This is a genomic window from Pseudogemmobacter blasticus, from assembly GCF_003071405.1.
Taxonomy (GTDB): domain Bacteria; phylum Pseudomonadota; class Alphaproteobacteria; order Rhodobacterales; family Rhodobacteraceae; genus Pseudogemmobacter; species Pseudogemmobacter blasticus.
Genome location: NZ_CP020471.1, coordinates 22,512 through 41,025, shown reverse-complemented (window position 1 = coordinate 41,025; position 18,514 = coordinate 22,512). Strand labels below are relative to the sequence as shown.

The 18,514-nt window shown below is 60.3% G+C and carries 12 protein-coding genes and 1 pseudogene; 7 read left to right on the top strand and 6 right to left on the bottom strand.

Annotated features, from left to right (window positions below; translation table 11 throughout):
- Positions 1-223: 223 nt before the first annotated feature.
- The 3 genes from B6K69_RS17470 to B6K69_RS17460 all read right to left on the bottom strand — a co-directional run bounded on the left by B6K69_RS17470 (position 224) and on the right by B6K69_RS17460 (position 4,908).
- Positions 224-652, bottom strand: a complete 429-nt coding sequence (locus B6K69_RS17470; protein WP_108645022.1) for a type II toxin-antitoxin system VapC family toxin — start codon at positions 650-652, stop codon at positions 224-226.
- Complete coding sequence (locus B6K69_RS17465) at positions 649-903, bottom strand: type II toxin-antitoxin system Phd/YefM family antitoxin (RefSeq protein ID WP_108645021.1); 255 nt, start codon at positions 901-903, stop codon at positions 649-651. The genes B6K69_RS17470 and B6K69_RS17465 overlap by 4 nt, the downstream gene beginning before the upstream one ends.
- Before the next feature lie 207 nt (positions 904-1,110).
- Positions 1,111-4,908 carry an SIR2 family protein gene (locus B6K69_RS17460; protein ID WP_108645020.1) on the bottom strand — a complete coding sequence of 1,266 codons (3,798 nt, stop codon included), beginning with the start codon at positions 4,906-4,908 and terminating at the stop codon, positions 1,111-1,113.
- Between the two features lie 197 nt (positions 4,909-5,105).
- On the opposite strand from B6K69_RS17460, the gene B6K69_RS17455 reads away from it, so the two are divergent.
- Positions 5,106-5,732 carry a tyrosine-type recombinase/integrase gene (locus tag B6K69_RS17455; protein WP_228156895.1) on the top strand — a complete coding sequence of 209 codons (627 nt, stop codon included), beginning with the start codon at positions 5,106-5,108 and terminating at the stop codon, positions 5,730-5,732.
- 132 nt (positions 5,733-5,864) lie between these two features.
- Here B6K69_RS17455 and B6K69_RS18050 read toward each other — a convergent pair whose 3' ends face one another.
- Positions 5,865-6,227 (bottom strand): hypothetical protein, encoded by a 363-nt coding sequence (locus tag B6K69_RS18050; protein WP_123876595.1) that lies wholly within the window; start codon positions 6,225-6,227, stop codon positions 5,865-5,867.
- A gap of 174 nt (positions 6,228-6,401) precedes the next feature.
- Here B6K69_RS18050 and B6K69_RS17445 point away from each other — a divergent pair, with 174 nt between their 5' ends.
- Together B6K69_RS17445 and B6K69_RS17440 are read left to right on the top strand one after the other, a co-directional pair.
- On the top strand, positions 6,402-6,797 hold the full coding sequence (locus B6K69_RS17445; protein ID WP_164682018.1) for a hypothetical protein: 396 nt from the start codon (positions 6,402-6,404) through the stop codon (positions 6,795-6,797).
- 272 nt (positions 6,798-7,069) lie between these two features.
- Positions 7,070-7,279, top strand: a pseudogene (locus B6K69_RS17440) (electron transfer flavoprotein subunit alpha/FixB family protein); the annotation flags it as partial.
- Between the two features lie 83 nt (positions 7,280-7,362).
- Here B6K69_RS17440 and B6K69_RS17435 read toward each other — a convergent pair.
- Complete coding sequence (locus tag B6K69_RS17435) at positions 7,363-10,029, bottom strand: ATP-binding protein (RefSeq protein WP_123876594.1); 2,667 nt, start codon at positions 10,027-10,029, stop codon at positions 7,363-7,365.
- Positions 10,030-10,135: 106 nt separating this feature from the next.
- Positions 10,136-10,954: a recombinase zinc beta ribbon domain-containing protein gene (locus B6K69_RS17430; RefSeq protein ID WP_228156894.1), complete on the bottom strand. Its 819-nt coding sequence runs from the start codon at positions 10,952-10,954 to the stop codon at positions 10,136-10,138.
- Between the two features lie 276 nt (positions 10,955-11,230).
- Here B6K69_RS17430 and B6K69_RS18045 point away from each other — a divergent pair, with 276 nt between their 5' ends.
- The 4 genes from B6K69_RS18045 (at position 11,231) to B6K69_RS17410 (ending at position 18,274) form a co-directional block, all read left to right on the top strand.
- Positions 11,231-12,115 carry a hypothetical protein gene (locus B6K69_RS18045; RefSeq protein WP_123876593.1) on the top strand — a complete coding sequence of 295 codons (885 nt, stop codon included), beginning with the start codon at positions 11,231-11,233 and terminating at the stop codon, positions 12,113-12,115.
- Between the two features lie 420 nt (positions 12,116-12,535).
- Entirely contained in the window at positions 12,536-14,080 is a 1,545-nt protein-coding gene (locus tag B6K69_RS17420) for a Fic family protein (protein WP_108645014.1), read from the top strand.
- 85 nt (positions 14,081-14,165) lie between these two features.
- Positions 14,166-16,973: an AAA family ATPase gene (locus tag B6K69_RS17415; RefSeq protein ID WP_228156893.1), complete on the top strand. Its 2,808-nt coding sequence runs from the start codon at positions 14,166-14,168 to the stop codon at positions 16,971-16,973.
- Positions 16,970-18,274: an McrC family protein gene (locus B6K69_RS17410; protein ID WP_108645013.1), complete on the top strand. Its 1,305-nt coding sequence runs from the start codon at positions 16,970-16,972 to the stop codon at positions 18,272-18,274. Before B6K69_RS17415 ends, B6K69_RS17410 begins: the two co-directional genes overlap by 4 nt.
- Positions 18,275-18,514 lie beyond the last annotated feature (240 nt).

Here is an 18,514-nt window from a genome sequence, read left to right as displayed (position 1 = left end):
TTTGCGCGAATCGTCGATGTCCCCTATCCGAACGCTCCCGGCGCAACGCCTCATTCTGCAACCCCGAACAAAAGGAGGGCCTTCATGATCGTCATTCGCAGCGCCCTTCGCGGGCACACCGCCTGAACCGGATCCTCCGGCGCGGCAGCAGACCAAAGGGCTGATCCAGGATCAGCCTCTCCATATTCTATCGAGGCAAGTCCATGGACCATCCCGTCCCCAATCAGACGATAGGATCCCACGGGTTCAGCAAAACCGCGCCCGTGGCCTTAAAATCCTCGAAATTGCGCGTCACCATGGTGAAACCATGAACTAGCGCGGTCGCCGCGATCAAGGCATCGCGTTCTGACCGTGGATCGGGCACATGAAGCCCGGCGCAGCGTAGCGCCACGGCCATGTCAACCGGCAGCACGCGGGCTTCAAACTCGGGCAAGACGCGCTCCGTTAGCCAGGCCCGCAACATTCCCCCATGCGTGGAATCGCGACGCTCTATCCGGCGCACGCCAATTTCTAGCTCCATGACCGTGATGGCCGAGATGAAGAGCGTGCCCGCATCCTGTGCCCCAAGCCAGGCGGTGACATTGGCGTCAGCCTTGCCATCGCCGGCCCTTCGAAGCTCGGAGATCACATTCGTATCGAGAAGGAACATCAGGACAGATCGGCAAACCGGGCATTGATTGCGGCTTTGCCAGGATCGAAATCTACCTCGGACAACCCCGGCATTGCCAGCGCATCAAGGATATTCCGGCGCTGACCGCTCATTTCCTGATACCGCGCATAGCTCATCAGGACATGCGCTGGCCTGCCGCGGTCTGTGATGAATACAGGCCCCTCAAGCGCCGCCCGTTTCGCTCGGGCAAGATCCTGGTTCAGTTCACGGCTGCTGATCGTGTGAATCGTCATCGCGGCCTCCGACTTGTGGTTACGTTACTACATGGGGGCTGTCAGGTAAAGGTCAAGCGCATGCGAGTGCCGCGCCTGAAAGCGACATTGTGGGCGGGAAGCGGACATTCAGGAAGTGGGTCCACCCGGGCGGTCAGCTAACAAAGCTGCCACTCGGTTTCAATGTCGACCACCTTAAAGCATTGAGACTGCATTTTAGCCACTCACTCAGCCTGCACGCCGGCGCCGCAGTTCTGACAGGCGGGGATCGGCCCGGGTTTCGCGCACCTCGGCGAGGGCTTCAAGAACCTCCTCGATGTTGTAAGGCCAGAGCATCGCATCCTCGGCGAGGATCGCCCAGAGAAGGTTGAGCATAACGGCAGGATAGATCGTCACCAGATTGTTTTCAGCCCCTGAGTGGACTTGCAGTCCACGCAGCACTCCCCCCCGCACAGGCACCAATCGCGGCAGGATCACTTCCACAATCTGCGGAAACAAGTCGCCGCTCGCCAAAGCAAGATGTACGAGGCGGGCGGACATTTCCGGCGTCCGCATCGCCCGGTGCCTCGGCCAGACATCCATGAGGAATGGCACCAGGCGTGCGCGCCACTTGGATTCCGGCTCTGTCGACCAACGCTCCAGATGCCACAGAATCTGCCCGCGCAGGTCATCATCACTCTCAACGAGAATCTCGCGAAACTCGGCACTTGTTACAAGTTGCTCGGGCGGATCGGCGTCGAGACTCCCGCCCCAGCCGCTCAGCAGGAAGCCACTGATGACATTGGCTTCGGCGCGACGCCGCTTGGGTGACATCGCACGCGAAAGAAGCCCCGGCTTCAGGCGCTCGTATAGCGTCCGGCTCGGCACTCGCGCAGCCCAAAGGATGCCATCCCATAGGGCGTCGCCGTCGTCGCCCTCGTCATTCACCACGGTCAGCAGGTTTGCCGTGGCCCAATCGGGCGCGATGGCGAACAGCCAGTTGATTTGAAACCCCAGCATCACGAGCGAGTGGCGGCGCATGTCGCCTGGCAGCGCAAGCAGTTGCTCCTGACGACGCATCCAATCTTCGGGGAAACCCTGGCCAAGTTCGCGACCCTTGGTCGACGGATCCTGCATCAGCAGGCTGGAGAGCTTGCCGGCCGGCGCGTTCAACGCGTCGTTTGCCCAACTACTGTCGACGCGGTGCTTGCGGTCGTCATTGCGCAAAGGAAGTGCGACCATCAAGGGGTCCCACAAGCGCTCCAGCACAGTTGCGAGTTCGACGAAAAGGCGCTCGCCTAGGCCATGCAGCCATTCGGTCACTGGATAGGCGACGGTGCTGAGTTCGGCCGGTTGTAAGGACGCGAGGCGACCGCCGATTGTCCGTGCGAGCCGCGCGGGATCGGACTTGCGCTTCTCGGCATGGAGGAAGGCAGACCAGAAGGAGAGCGGGACGTCGCCCTTGCGCGCGGCATCGGTGAGGGCTGCGAGCGCGCGGGCGGGTTTCTCCTCTGCGAGGCCAATGAATGGACGGCGCCCGACATTGTCGACGAAGTCAGCTTCGCCAGCTTGCCGGGCACGTTCTAGGATCTCACCAATCGGCACATGGTCAAGCACGCGCGGGTTGGCATCAGTGTCGATGCTGCGGACGACCGGCGCATTCGAGTTCGCCGCCTCCTCGCCAGAGCGCTCGGACCACGTTTCCGCTATCGAACGAAGCGCTGCCATTTCTGCCTCGACATCGAACGAGAAGACCAGTCCCTGGCGGGACAGCCAATGCAGGCGATCGAGCCGACGATAGGCTTCTGCGCGTGCCTTGCCTCCGGGTGTGCTGTCTGGCCAAGGGAAGGTTGTGGTGAGGATGCGCTGTTCGAGGCGAACTCGATCCTCGGCCGAGAAGTTGCGCCAGCGGTCGCGAATCGCATAGAGAAGGTCGCGCTGATGCTCCGAGCCCCAGAACAAATTGTCGGGGAAGCCGAGCAGGATGTTCGCCGCTTCCGCTGGCGGGACGATTCTATTGCTCGCAGCCCAAATGCGCAGGCGGCCGAAAATATAGTGGTCGTCTCCGGGCCATTGGGCGATCTCGCTAAGCGCACGCTCGGGCGCAAAGTCAACCAACCGTTCCATCAGTTGGAGGAACAGCGCGATCGGGCCTGTGATGCCATAGCTATCATGGGCGATCGGAGGTCCGCCGTCGTCTGGCCGTGTCGTCTGCGTATAGACATAGTCGTGGCCAGATATTTCGGCCTCAAGTGAACGTGCCAGGTCGAGGTTCTCGCGAAAGCGCGTGACCGCATAAGCGAGCCGTTCGTTGGGGATCGGCAACAGTTCGTAGGGATGCGGATAGTCGACATCATATGACACCAACGGACTCGGTCGGCTACTGTCGGTCCAAGAAAGCGGATGCGACACGTCGAACTTGCGGTCGACCCGCAGCCGGGGCCGGAACAGCGCCGCATAGTCGCGCACGCGCGCTTCCGAGCAGCCTTCGCGTGCGACCCGCGAGACAAGCTCGAAATAGCCCTGATTAGGTTCCACCCGGCTATCGGACCAACTCTCGAACAGGAAGCGCCAGCCGCGCCGAATGTCATCCGGCCAGCGGCTCGGGTCCTGACGGAGCGAGGCTTCGATCATCGCGACGATGCGCGGATGGAGGGGGCCACGTGCCGCCGCCCACCACAGGGCAACAGGCTGATGAGCGACGCGGTGGAACCAGATGGCGAGGTGGTCGAGGCGCGTGTTGAGCGGGCCGGTTAGGTTGGCTTGGTCGCCGCAGAAGGCGCCGATTCCGGCTTCCTGCCCATCCTCCTGATCGAAGCGGGTCGGCACGAACGCACTCCAGGAGCCTTCGGGCACATGGCGCTTTTGAAGGGCATCGTCCTCGTCGATCGGCTTCGGCGGTGTGTCAAAGTCGAGCGATAGACTCTCATAGGGATCGATCCGCTCGCTGGATTCGCCATAGGGATCGATGGGAGCCGGCTTATCGAAGCGCTGGCGCGGATCGAGCGCCAGCAGCCATGAAGCCGGAAGTGGCGTGTCGGCGGTGCTGATGCGCCGGGCGCCCTCTCGGGTCGAAAGCACATGGGCGATTTGGCCGCGCACATGCGGATCGAGTGCAGCGGGTCCCGTAGATGCGGATTCGAGTAGACTGGCGTACCAACCATCGACGTTGCGCGCACGCTCGGCCCAAGCCGCAAGGCTATCCCATAGCAGATCATAGCCCTGACTATTGTCGAACGGGATCGCTCGCACGCCGCGATGCTCCCAAAGCGCGGCATCGTTGGTATTGCTTCCTGGCTGGAATGCGAACAGCCGGCTGCGATTGCCGGCGTGGAGATTGAGCGCTTCCAGCAAATACTGGATAGGCGGATCGTCGGCACCGTAGCCGACGAAGACAATCTGAAAGCGCGTAAGCAGCGACTGCATAAAATGGGTCGCCCAGCCGTCGGACAGATAGGCACGACCGAAGTCGGCGCTGGAGACAATGAACTCATCATCGCCCGGACCTGAATATTCGGCATTCACGCGTCCGTGGAGATGCACAATCCCGCCAAAGCCAGCACCGCGAGGATTGGGCAGGTCCGGTGGCCCGGAGCAGTGTATGGTGGGGGCTGCCGCCTCGAACAGCAGGTCAAAATTGGTCGTGACCAAGCGGACCGTGCCGTCGCGGCCCCGGGACAGGTCAATCAGGGTCCGGTGCGCGCTGAGGTCTGGATTGTTCGGGGGCCTGATGGCGCACGCGACGGCATTCCGGACATCTCGCTGCTCGAACTCGCGTTCGAGCAGGCTGAAGATGCGATCAGTGGCAATTAGGCCGCCCACGCCGTCGATCGGATCGAGCTCCTTGATCTGGCGGAATAGCTTACGGGCGAGGCTTTGCTCGCCGGCTCCGAGGAGCTTGATGACATCGCCGCCCAGCTTGAGAAAGTCGGGTAGACCAGCGCGGTGGCGGGACACGCCTGCGCCGCAGAAGAAGATGACATCGCCCGCGTCGCGCGCGATCAGAAGATCATCTGGGATAGAGGGACCGTTGGCGAAGAAGCGCATAGAGCAATGTCTAACCCGGATCGGTCAGTGTTGTCGAATGACTGCTACGGGGAATCCTACCATGTGGTATCCAATAGGCGCGAGCGTCAGCTCAGGGCCGAGGCTGTGTGAAAACTCGCTCGAGCATGGTCGGCTGCAGAACTGCGTTCTTCCGCATACGCTGCTGTGAGATTATGTTCCGCGCGAGGCGCCACCTGGTGCATGCCGAGAAAAAAATTCTTGTCAGGTTCCCAAGATCTGAGTTTTCACACAGCCTCGGCCAAAAGCGTCCCCTGCTGCCGAAGCATGTATGGTCCATCCGTGTCCGCCTTGAGATGGCGGATAACCGGCGGGATCTTGCCCTGTTCAATATGGCCATCGACAGCAAGCTTCGTGGCTGCGACCTCGTTTGCCTAAAAGTCCGCGACGTCTTCGCGGCAGGGAGGGTGAAGGAGCGCACCTCGGTCACCAAGAGCAAGACGGGTAAGCCTGTTCGCTTCGAAATCACTGAAACGACACGGCATTCCTTAGAGCGTTGGATCGCTGATCCGGAGATGCTCGGGCTGGAGTATCTATGGCCGAGCCGTTTGCATCACAGCGTGCATCTGTCCACCCGGCAGTACGCCCGCATCCTGCGTGATTGGGTGACATCGATAGGTCTCGAACCGAGCGCTTACGGGACACACTCGATGCGCCGGACGAAGGTTGCGCAGATCTATAAGAAGACCGGCAACCTGCGGGCCGTGCAGCTTTTGCTCGGTCACACGAAGATGGACAGCACTGTCAGATATCTCGGAGTCGACTTGGACGACGCGCTGACGCTGTCTGAGGGGATAGATTTGTAGCGACAAGCCGGTCGGCGGGTTCTCTGCCGGCCGGCCCTTTGCGGCCAGTCGGCTCCAACGAATGCTGCGATGCTGCGTTGATCGAAGCCGGCGCTCAGACCGAGTGCAGCGATACTTTCGCGACCATGGCAGTCATGCCGCGCCCGCCGTTGGAGCACTTGACGTAGTTAGTCGATCTCCTGTTTCATTCGAGATGAAACCGAAGAAACTTAGAGGGTCGATACCGTGTGGGAAGATATTGAGGTCATTGAGTGCTTGGGTGAGCGCGGCGACCTCATCGACGTTATCAAGCAGACGCGGATGAAAGACGGGCGACGCCAGCAGCGTTGGCTGTCGAGCCGCGGCGACGAAATCCTGACTGAGCGTAGCGATGGACATTTCGAAACCGAAAACGGCGGCGAGATCATCGCCAGAATTCCTGACTGAATTGGCGATAAAGATCTCACTCAGGAGGCTATTCTGAAGCACCGCGCGCATAGAAGAATCTGATGCCATGTCGGCCCTTAGCGGACTCTCGGGCCGGGCTTCTCCGTGCCATGCGGCGGGTCGGCCGAGACCGCCGAACCTGTTGGTAGCTGCCGCGCAGCACGTTGCTTCGAGCCCATTGCCGTCATTGGCTGAACGATGCAACGTCATCTTGTTTTGATGGTATGGGTGAGAATGGAGAACATGCAGCCGCCGCTCCCTGAGCGCTATTGGACGGGCACGTCCATCGAGTTCTTGTCGAAAAGGCTTGATCATCCGTTCGACGGAACCCAGCAAGATTGGCCCTTCGAGGTCGCCGATTTCTCGCACCTAGATACCTACCTCGCGTTGTATGACGATGTGTCCCTGGACGAGGATATCCGCTTCGCACTGGCGGATATGATCATTCAAGCGTTTGAAGTTGGCGGCGACTTGTCAACCGATCCTCGGTGGAACGAATTCCTTGTTCGACTGTCCGAGAACTTCAGCATCCATGCCTACCAAGTCTGGTATTGGGCGGCAAAAGGCTCGCCTGAAGCAGATCGTTGGAAAGTGTCTCCGTGGATGAATGATCTGCTCTGCGACAGAGCTGCAAGTTGAGCGACCGGCAGCTTCGTCCCGCATAGCTGCCATCATGGCCTGGGCTTTGCTGCGACGCCAGTCGATCGGCAGCTTTCGGGAACGGGGTGATGCACACTCTGACAGGCCGACCGGCAGCAAAGGGCCGGGCCTACCCTTTCGTGGGCTGGGGCGCGGCTGAGGGCACCAAACTTGCCGGTTGCTGTGCCGCAGCGTGTTGCTCGGAGCCCATTGCGGACGAGGCTTTAGATTGGCATTCTTCAGCGGGTTGACCCTGACAGCTAAATGGAGTGAACGACTGGCAGGTCGGTCAAACCGGCAAGGTCGTCGCTCCCCAGCTTTACATCGCCTGCGGCATATCGTGCGCGAACCAGCACCTGGCCGGAATGAAAGATTCGAAGGTCATCGCCGCCATCAACAAGGACGAGGAGGCACCGATCTTCCAGGTCGCCGACTACGGCCTCATGGCCGATCTCTGCGACGTGCTGCCGGAGTTCGAGAAACTGGCCGGTGCTCGGAGAGTACCCGGTCGGGCGGTAGGGCGTCACGCGCTCCGCACGTGTACTACTAGATTTCGACTAATCCCTTACTGAGCCATCCAGGACGTCCAGCGCTTTATTGCCGAGCCGTGACGCTCGCACGACCCCGTAGACCAGTTCAGGCCGTAGAGATCGGCAATGATAGCACCGAGTTCGCTGGCTGGAAGGCCCGGATATTCTATTTCGGCCAGGCTGCTCTTAAACGGCTCGATTTGCACGAGGGCCTGCCGCACAAGCATTGACGTCGGCATGTCGTCCTTCACATGATCTGCTATGCTTATCTCGCCATTCTGCTGAACGATCAGTCCAAGGGTGCTTGCAGCGAAGACCGCGTTGCGAAGGCCTTGGCTCTCCGCTTCCTTCTTGGTTTTGCAGACCCCGCCCCTGACCTGATCAACGAGTTCGATCACGCGCTCCGGCGGTGCGGCCGCCCGGAAAATATCGACTTCTCTGATGTTCGCCACTCGCTCGGCGGATTCCATGATGTCGAAAACGGGGTCGCCGAGGACGAAATGCATCCCGTTTTTCGACAGGAGACCGAAGTGCCAGCAATACGCCAAGATACGGCGATTGTACTGCTGCAACGTCTGCTCATCGATGGAAAGGAAGGCGTACTCCGGTGCGGACGCCGTGCAGATTTCCGCGAAAGTCGCCCCGCCCTGCGCGGCAATGAGCTCTCGGGCCTTGATGAAGATGCAATTGCTCAGCAGGAATTCGATGATCTTGGCCGTCGCAGCCGCCGAGTTCTCGAAAGCTCTTTCGAAATATTGCTCCAGACGGTTCGACCTGACGATACCCATGTTGACCAGGTCGCGGACGGCGTTGTCGGTCGTCGTGAGACTGAGATTCAAGCTCGCAGCGAAGTGCTCGTAGTCGAGCCGGTCCGCTCCGAGCACAGTTTTGAGAATGCCCCTAATTCGACGGACCGAGATCGTCGGGATGTATGTGTTCGGAAGCTGAGGCACCTCGTTATAGAGGATGTAGTCACGGAAAATGTCCCAGTAGAGGTTTAGCTTGCCACCTGTATTGATGACGAGCCGCTGGTTCACAAGCGACGCGACGTTGTCAGCACCGTACTTGTCCGCCGTAGCTCCGTATTCGACAGGAGAGTTCTGGGCAATGAACCGTATAGCCCGGATCTGGGTCTGCGACAGTTCCTGGAGATCGTTGTTGAAGAGCGTCTCAAGGCTCGGGAGCGATCCCAACGGTCCCGGATCACGGCCGGCCTTGGCATCTTCGATATAATGGCGCACCAACTTTTTTAGGAGCCACGGGTAGCCCGCGTAGTTTTCGACGATGAACTTCGAAATGTTGTATTTCAGGGCCTGCTTCGACTCGCGTTGTGCAAGTACGATAAAGCCATCCGCATCCTCGCGTGCGAACCTGTCGACCACGAAGTCCTTTCGACGATCCGAAAGCGAGTGCCACAGGTGATATCCGGGATAATCGGAGCCGACGGTTCCATCTGTTTTCCAGGAAAATCCGATAGCGAAAGGCGCTCGCGCTTCATCCGCTGCCAGTGCCAAGTCTCGCATACGGCTGAATGCCGCGCTGAGCTCGGAGCGATGGATGATTTCCTCGAACTGATCGAAAATTAGGCAGACTACCGCGTTCTGCGACTGAGCCTGCGCCAGAAGTTCATGCACTGCCGGATCGTTGAACGGATTCGTCTCGATCTTCGGAGTGCTGCGGAACAGCGGCCCGGGCGATATATACTGCTCGGCGGCCTGCAATGCCCGCAACATTGCCAGATCGGCGTAGTACGAAGTCTTCGCAGCTCGGCAATCGACCGGGAGAATAAAAATCTTATCCTTCCGTAGTTCGTCGGCAAGCTTCAGCGCTAGGCTGCTCTTTCCCCAACCAGACTGCCCCTTGATGCCGAAAAGCCTCGATGAGGTCTTACCTTCCCGGATGCGATCAAAGAAATCCCGCATCTCGTAAATCAGTCCCTCTCGACCCACGAAATCTACAGGTCGCGATGGGCGATAATCGCTCCATTCTTCGCCGGGGATAACTTCGACGACGGGCTGTACATCTTTGCTTGGAGGACCTTCCACGTGCTTGTGGTCTAGCCAGCTCGCCTCGGGATACGGAAAATCCGTGTTGGCCAGTTCCGGCAAGTCTCTTGGTTTCATCGGAGACCCGTCACTAGCGCCCCAAGCCAGAAGACCCTTGAGTTCCCTGTTAGGTGTCCACATCGGGACAGCCCAAATCTCTCGCCCCTCCAACAAGCAAAGGAAAACCTCGGTAGCCCCGTTGCTGCCCGGCAACGCCGGAAGTTCTAAACCCTTGGCGTCAACTAGAAGTGTCACCAGTTCATGCGGCGGGAAGAATTTGAAAACGTTCTTCCCAGCTTTTGCGTTGAATCTGTCCAGTCTCGCCTGAGCTTCCTTCCCGATGTCGGATATCGAAAAAATCCAGCCATGGTCGGCCTCTTCAAGACTGACATCACTGTGGAGCTTGTTAACCGCGTCGGTTTGGACAGTTTCCGTGCGCGCCTTGCATTCGACAATCGCGCTGTCGCCAGAAAGCCGGTTAAGGCATTTGAGGTCTATTTCGCTACCCACATCACGAACACGCTCTTTGACAACGTAGCTCTGATAGGTAAGGAAACGCCCGACAAGCGATTCAAGAAGACGGCCTTTGACTTCCCGAAAGTCGGAGCGGCCCTTGTCTAGCGGGATGGCTATTTTGAACTTCGAATCGTGGTTCATGCTGCAGCTGGAGAGGAGCGAATCCAAATGACGGAGTCCTAGGTTACCACTTTACAACGAAAATAGGCAGCTAGAACCACTGTTCCTGACCTGAAGTGCGGAACCTTCATGACTGTGTGCACGTAATCCGCACCTTGTCCGCCTCGGCAACGATCCGCCCGACAAAGGCAGAAGCAGATCCGCGGCGAAAGCCGTCCCCTCGCTCCAGCAGGCGCTGGCCTGCCGTCTCGATGACCGCGCTCAGCATCGATGCTGAGATCGTCACGGTGCCCACGCGGTCGAGTTCGGCCTGAAGGGTCGCGGCTTCCTCCGCCGTTCGGGCTTGTAATGACCGAAGAGAGGTCAGGCGCTCCTGCAACGATGGGTCTTCGAGGTCGAGCGCGCCGATTTCGATAGCTTTGCACAATCGCTTCAGGTGGAGCATCGCCTCCTCGGCACATCGGTTCAGTTCGTCAAGCCGGCCAGCTCCGTCCCGCGCTGTTTGCGCCTGCCGGCGTTCGAGGATCATTGTCAGAATGCCCTCGACGCGCTTCCGATCCAGCAGCCGGTCTATCATGTGCTGGGCGACCAGCGTGTCGAGCGCATCGATCGGGATCGCGATGCCGGTGCATCTGGCACTGTGCGTCCGCGCCGTCTTCTGGCAGGCATAATAGCGATAGCGCCCGGCCTTGCCGGTGCGCATGGTCATAAGGCCGTCGCACTGCGCACAGTGCAGCAGGCCGGTCAGCATGTTCGGGCTGCTGCTGAGATGCGGCATGAGCGTTTTCGGGTTGCGGTCGCGCAACAGCGTCTGAACGGCGTCGAACGTTGCCTGATCGATCAGCGGCGGCACGGCGACAATGATGACCTCGTCGTCCGCGTTGCGGGCCTTGTCTTTACTGAGCTGCTGCCGGATTCGTGGACACGAAGATAAGATCGTGCCCAAGGAACTGGAGTGCAGATATGACGAGACGGAAGTTCAGCCGCGAGTTCAAAGTTGAGGCCGTGAGGCTGGTGACGGACCGGGGTGTGGCGGTGGGTGCGAATGGCCTTTTCGAAGCCTGGCGGACAGCTTCCGCGGCACCCCGATCGAACGTCTGCTTTGGGGAGGCTGCAATGCAGCAGCGCTACTACTCTGACCGGCGGCTAAAGGCCGGCCTAGGCGTTTCGCGCGGCGGGTCTCGGGGGAGACCGCCAAACCTGTTGGTAGCTGCCTCGCAGCATGTTGCTCGGAGCCCTTAGCCGCCGTTGGACCCAACAATCCAAATCATCTACGGTGCAGCGAGAGCAACGAGGCGAAGATTTGAAACATCCAAAAATTGCTATCGGTATCACAACCTATGAAGACATTTCCTCGGTAGCCACTGGATTGGCTGTCTATGAACTGCTCCTAGAATTAGGGGGGAAGCTACAGCCAGAGTTCGTCAACTGGCACGAACCTGTGAACATACCCGTGGCGGATCGAGAAACCTGGAGCCGCTATTGGTCTATCGACGCCATGACCAGGATAGAAGGGGGAGCCACCGAGCTCAAGTTCGGCCCCATCTGGCGGCGCAGGACTTCGCTGGCAAGCACGGGATCTGTGACCCATGGGAATCGTTCAGGGCGTGACGCCGCCTCGACATTTCAGCTTTCCGCCAAGATGGCCGGTAGCGTTGATTGGCTTCAACTTTTCAGCAAGTTATGCACTATCTTGAAGCCTGCATATGGCATGCTGCACTGCTTTCCACCCGAAGAAGTCAAGAGACTTGATTACCTGAGTTTCAATGGACCTGTTGCGGGTGAGATCGCCTTCACTGCTCGCATTGCCTCAGATGGAAACCTTGTCAGACCAGACAAGCAGCGGCGAACCTTTCCACGTCAGTTCACCTATCTGCCAGAGCTTTCCTGGGCCAATTACTTCGGCCCAGAATGGGCGGGGACATACGATGTAGAGGGAGTCATTGGCCGGGCGCATAGGGCATGGCGTGACGAAAACGGGGTTCTCATTCAGGTTTCCGAAAACTTCGCTGACGTTTCGAAGAACCATGTGACGTTCAACAAGCAGCGCGACCTGCTTCGGTCATGCTTTGTGCCGGGGACATTTCGCACGGTCTTGCCCGCATAGATTTCAGTCGCGCCACCGGCGGCTCCGTCCCGCATAGCTGCCATCATGCCCTGGACTTTGCTGCGGCACCAGTCGAGCGTCGGCTTTCGGGTTCCGGACACGCAGCCTCGATCGAGGCCGACAGGCAGCTATGGACCGGCTGCCATCATCGCCAGGGCTTTGCTGCGGCAATCCTCCGGCCCTTCGGCAAGGCGATCGTCTGTCTTGCTGTCTGCGCACTGCAACGGCGCTCGGCCGTGGCCACTGATCGGGCACCGGGCTCACCACGCACCCCACATCATACCGATTTCTACATTCTTCTACAGCATGATGGATTTTCGACATCCGTGATTGATTTTCTGCCGGATGTTCGTATAACGATTTTCGACGCCGACACATGATTTACGGCCATAATCCGCGCAGATGAGGCCTTTTCGACGCATGAGACCCGAGAGCCTGACGCCCTCCTTCTTCCAGGATGAGCCCCTTCCCGAGGGCGCCAGCCTCGCAGGTTGGGCAGCGCTGGTCTCCGCGTTCGGCATTCCTGCGCCGGTGCGCAACCCTACCTGCATTTCGGAGCGACATGTGCGCGGCAACGTCCGCGCGGATGGGATCTGGCAGGTCTATGACAAGCGATACCTGCCGGATGCAACGCTGGAGGGCCATCTCGGCTTTGCCCTGCGGCACGAGAGCATCGACCTCCTGATCCTCAAGCGCGTGTTTGATGCCGTTCCGCAACAGGACATCGACGCGATCGTCCGCGCCACACCGACCGGCGCCTTCTCCCGGCGGCTGTGGTTCTTCTTCGAGACCCTGACGGGACGCATGCTCGATCTCGACGATGCGCCAACCGTCACGGCGGTCCCGGCTCTGGACCCCACCCAATACTTCACCGGCAAGGAGCGCTTCTCACAGCGCCACCGCGTCCGGGACAATCTGCTTGGCACCGGCGCCCTCTGCCCGATGATCCGGCGCACAGAGAAGCTCAAAGCACTGATCGGGCTCGACCTGGCCGCGCGGGCCAAGGAGACCATCGGCAAGACGGGCGGCCATGTCGTGGCGCGCGCGGCGAGCTTCATGCTGCTGGCCGACAGCCGCGCGAGCTTCGAGATCGAAGGCGAGCGCCCGCCCGTCAACCGCCTCGAACGCTGGGGACGCGCAGTGCTCGAGGCCGGCAAACGCCCCCTCAATCAGACCGAGATCTACCGCCTGCACCGCATCCTGATCGGCGACGATCGCCTGACCCCGATCGGCTATCGCGAAGACGGAGTCTTTCTGGGCGAACGGGACCACAGCAACGACCCCTTGCCCGAGTTCATCGGCGCGCGGCCCGAGGATGTTCCCGCCCTCATGACGGCGCTGAACGACTGCAACAACCGGCTACGGCTGACAGATGCCGAAGAGGTCGATCCCGTCCTGCAGGCCGCCATCATCGCCTTCGGCTTCGTCTATATCCACCCGCTGGCGGACGGGAACGGTCGCCTGCACCGCTGCCTGATCCATCACGTTCTCGCCGAGCGGAAGTTCACCCCACCCGGGATGGTCTTCCCGGTCTCGTCCGTGATGCTCGACCGCATCGACGATTACCGGGCGGTTCTGCAAGGGCACTCCGCCCCGCTGATGGAGCACATCGCGTGGTGTGGAACGCCCACCGGCAATGTCGAGGTGCTGAACGACACGGCCGATCTCTATCGCTTCTACGACTGCACGGCGGAGGCCGAATTCCTTTACGACTGCGTGCGCAAGACCATCGAGGAAGACCTGCCGCGCGAGATCACCTATCTCAAGCGTCACGACGTGGCGATGCGCGGGATCATGAACCGCATCGAGATGCCGGACGCTCTGGCACGGCAGGTGATCCTGTTCGTCACCCAGAATGAAGGGCGATTCCCGAAGCGCAGGCGCGACCGCGAACCCTTCGTCAAACTCACCGATGCCGAGATCGCCGATCTGGAGGAGATTGTAACGACGGCGTTCTCGAACTGAATTCAACCCGCACCCCGCACGGCACCCTACTTAAAGACGCGCAAGCATCCGATTTGACGGCCCTCGAAAGCACAGGACAGCAGTAATGGCGAGATTCAACCCGCACGAAAAAAGCGCCGCATTGTATCCTGTGGTCTCGGAATTCGCCGACCGCTGCTTGCTGCAGGATGGCTCTATCCTCCAGCCCGACCTTCGTCTTTGGACGGCCGAGAACCTCTCGGAGCTGGACCGCACCTTTGTCCAGAATCCCGATGAAGGCACGGACAGTTATTACCAGAAGCTCGAGCAGCAGATGTCCTCAGGCACACCGGAAAGCCGCCAGCTGATGGCTGAGTTGCACTGGGTCCTGTTCACCTTTCCCAGCGACATGGGCGCGGCGACCAAAGCGCAGCGGGTCAGAGAGATCTGGTCCTGGTCAGGCACCCCGCTTCCCGAGGGTGTTGCTGCCTTGAGCCCGGAGGTTCTGGAAGGCATCGGGCACGCGGGCACGGCCTATAACACGCACAGATGGCGGGAGCTGAGCTTCCTGATTGCCCTGGTTCGTGACTGGAAAGCGCAACCGCCTGAGCTGCAGGCCCAACAGCGCAAGGACCATGAAGCGTTTTGCGCGTTTCTGGATAAGGTGCCCAGTGTCGATGGCCGCCAACTGCGTCAGATCCTTCCGCATCTCCTGTTTCCCGATCACTATGAGCGGATTTCGAGCCCGCGGCACAAGCGAGAGATCCTTGAAGGCTTTGACGTGGCAACGCGGAAAGACATCCGGAAGATGCGGATTTCCGAGCTGGATTCACATCTTCTTGCCCTGCGCGGGAGGCTCGAGACCGAGCTCGGCCGGGAGATCGATTTCTATGAGCCGGACATTGAACAGCGCTGGCGCGACAGTCGCGCAACCTATCTGATCAGCTGGAATCCGTCACGCTGGGACTGGGAGAGTTTGGCGCAGGACCGCCAGCAGACCGCGTCCGGAGGCACTGTAGTCCATCGTTGGCGCACGAGTTCGAAGAAGCCAAAGCCTGACGACACGGTCTTCCTGATCCGAACCGGCGACGATTTCCGTGGCATCATAGCACGGGGACGGGTTGTGAAGGCCGCCTACTCTGACCTCCATTGGGACCCACAGCGCGCCGCCGCGGGTGAGACCGCGGATTTCATCGATGTGGAATTCGAGGACATACGGGACCCAGGGAAGGATGCCTACATCCCGCATGCGGTCTTGACGAGCAAGATCAGCGGGCAGGACTGGAGTCCTCAGTCTTCCGGAATTTTGATCAAGCCCGCTGCCGCGCGGGCGCTGGAAAAGCTTTGGGAAAACGCGGAACCTCCGAAAACAGACGTCGAAAAGGCCGTGCCGATCATGGGATCTACCGCTCACAACATCATCCTTTACGGCCCTCCTGGTACCGGGAAGACCTACCGCACGGCTGAGGAAGCCGTTCGGCTGTGCGGGGAACCTGTTCCGGATGACCGCTCCGCTCTGATGGCCTCTTACCAACGCCTCTTGGCCGCCGGTCGGATCGAATTCGTCACTTTCCATCAGTCGATGGCCTATGAAGAGTTCGTCGAGGGCCGACAGCCTATGACCGGCGCGGATGAGGGCGAGGACACATCCTCGGCCGGCTTCCGGCTGGAGACCGTGCCCGGCATATTCCGGCGCATCGCGAAACGCGCCGAGACCAGCCGTGGGCATTCATCCGAGGAGGAGTCGATACGCGTTGAAGGCCGCCAGGTCTTCAAGATGTCGATTGGCGAAGCGAACAATCCCGAGGACGCGCATCTCTTCGAAGAAGCGATCAATGGCAACTATGCCCTACTCGGCTTCGAGGACATTGACTGGTCGGACGCCAAGTTCGAAAGCCGAGAGGCGATCATCGAAGCCTGCAAAGCCCAGGGCGACCAGAACGGCACTGTCGATGCCAGATCCGGAATGGTGCAAATGCCCTTCATCTTCCGGAACTGGGTCCGAAAGGGCGACATCGTCATCGTGTCCAAAGGCAATGGACTGTTTCGAGCCATCGGTGAGTTTACGGGCGGGTACGAGTTTGCCCCCCGACCCGAGGGCGGATACGCCCATCGGCGTGCCGTCCGCTGGCTCTGGATCGACCGAGAGGGCGTGCCAGTCGGCGAGATCTATTCCCGGAAGTTCTCCCAGAAGTCGATCTACGCCCTCTACGACGCCGAGCTCAACGTACCGGCCCTCGAGCGTTACATGAACAGCCAGAGGAACGAGGGGCCCTCAGAACCTGAACCTTTCGTCCTGATCATCGACGAGATCAACCGCGCCAATATCTCCAAGGTGTTCGGAGAGCTGATCACGCTCTTGGAACCGGACAAGCGGCTCGGTCAGCCCAACCAGCTCAAGGTGCGCCTGCCCTATTCGGGGGATGAGTTCGGTGTCCCGTCGAACCTGCATATCGTCGGCACGATGAACACGGCAGACCGCTCCATCGCTCTGCTCGATACGGCGCTGCGGCGGCGGTTCACATTCCGGGAAATCATGCCCGACCCAGCCGTCCTGAAGGACGCCGCGACCCGCACGGGCATCGATTTGCCGAACCTTCTGACCATCATCAATGAACGCATCGAGTATCTCTACGATCGCGACCACCAGATCGGTCATGCCTATTTCACCGGCTGCGACACCCGCGCCGATGTCGACGCGGTGATGCGGCACAAGGTGATCCCGCTGCTGGCCGAGTACTTCTTCGAGGACTGGGGCAAGATCGCCGCGGTTCTCGGCGATCTCGAAACGCATGACAGGCCCATCGCGGGAGGCTTTCTGAACAGGTCGGTCCTCAAGGCACCACCGGGGCTCGACAATGGTGAGGCGATGCCGCGATTCCGGTGGGATGTGCGCAAAGACAGCTTCGATTACGCGCGGCTTCTCGGCTCATGATCCGCCGCACGCTCCGCGAATGGCAGCGCATCGGATATGGGGATGACGACACGACTATCCCGACCGCCGAGGCTGATCGGATCGCCGCCGTGGCGGCGCGCTCGAGCTTCGCGGGGCGTGGCGGCGAAGGCGTGCTCGAACACGGCCGCAAGGGCCTTCGGGCCTGCGGTGTGGTCGGCGTGATCGCAGCACAGGGCTGTCAGCTGGAGATCCTTCCAAAGATCGAAGGTCTTGGAGAACACGACGCCTCTGACGAAGCCCTTCGTCGCCGCCTCATCCACATGCTCGCGGTAGTTCACGATCTGCGGATCGATGCAGGATCGATGGCGCAGCTCGGATGGCAGAAGGATACCATCCTCGAATTGCTGATCCGCCTGTTCTGCGCCCGCCTGATGGAAGCGGTGCGGATGGGTCTGCCGCGCCGGTATGTGGATCATGCAGACGACCTCCCAGCCCTGCGCGGCAGGCTCGACGTCACCCGGCAGTTGTCCCGCCATGCGGTGGCGCCGCAGCGGCTGGCCTGTCGGTACGACGAGCTGTCCTCTGACATCGCGCTGAACCAGGTGATGCGCGCCGCCGTGACTCGTCTGCAGCGTGTGGCCCAGGCCCCCGACAATCAGCGTATCCTGCGCGAGCTGGGCTTCGCCTATGCGGATGTGACCGAGGTTCCCGTCCCAGCGCTGCGGTGGGACCAGATCACCCTGGATCGGACCAATCAGCGGTGGCGCGAGCTTCTTTCCTTCGCGCGTCTCCTTCTCGGAGATCGGCATCAGCAGACCAGCGCAGGGGCCATGGATGGTCATGCGCTCTTGTTCGAGATGAATGCCTTGTTCGAGCAATACGTCGCCCGACTGGTCACCCGTGCCCTGGCCGGAAGCGGATACCGGGTTTCATCGCAGGGTGGCCACCGGGACTGCCTGTTCGAAGCCGATACGGGGCGGTTTCGGACCAAGCCGGACCTCATCATCCGGCACGGGGATCAAGCCGTCCTCGTCGTCGACACAAAGTGGAAGCGGATGGCCCCTCGCATCGACGACCCCAAACAGGGGATCAGCCAGACCGACGTCTATCAGTTGATGGCCTATAGCCAACTGTATGGCTGCCGGGACGTCATGTTGCTCTACCCCCATCACGGCGATCTCCCGCCAGAGCCGATTTGCACCCGCTACGCCATTGCACATGAAGGCGCCGAAGAGACCCTTCACGTCGCAACCCTTGTCATGACCGGTCCCTCGGGATCGCATGTCGATGCGCTCAAGACGGTGCTGGACCGGATGTTGCCGGCTAAGGTGCCGGTCTAGCCAAAGCACCCTCCTAGACCAACGGAGTGGCGGCCTTCGGAACAGCATGAACTGGTCTTCGCCGGTCCAACTTGCCGAAAATGCGAGTCGATCACTGGCATGTTAGGCTTTTCGACAAGACATCGCGCCGTATCATAACCGTCAGATCGTCATCCTCAAGCGCAACGCTTGGCACCATCCATCTTCGCCCGCCCAGTTGCTGGTCGGGCCGGATCGCTGCTTAGGGGCAGGCGGCTGAGC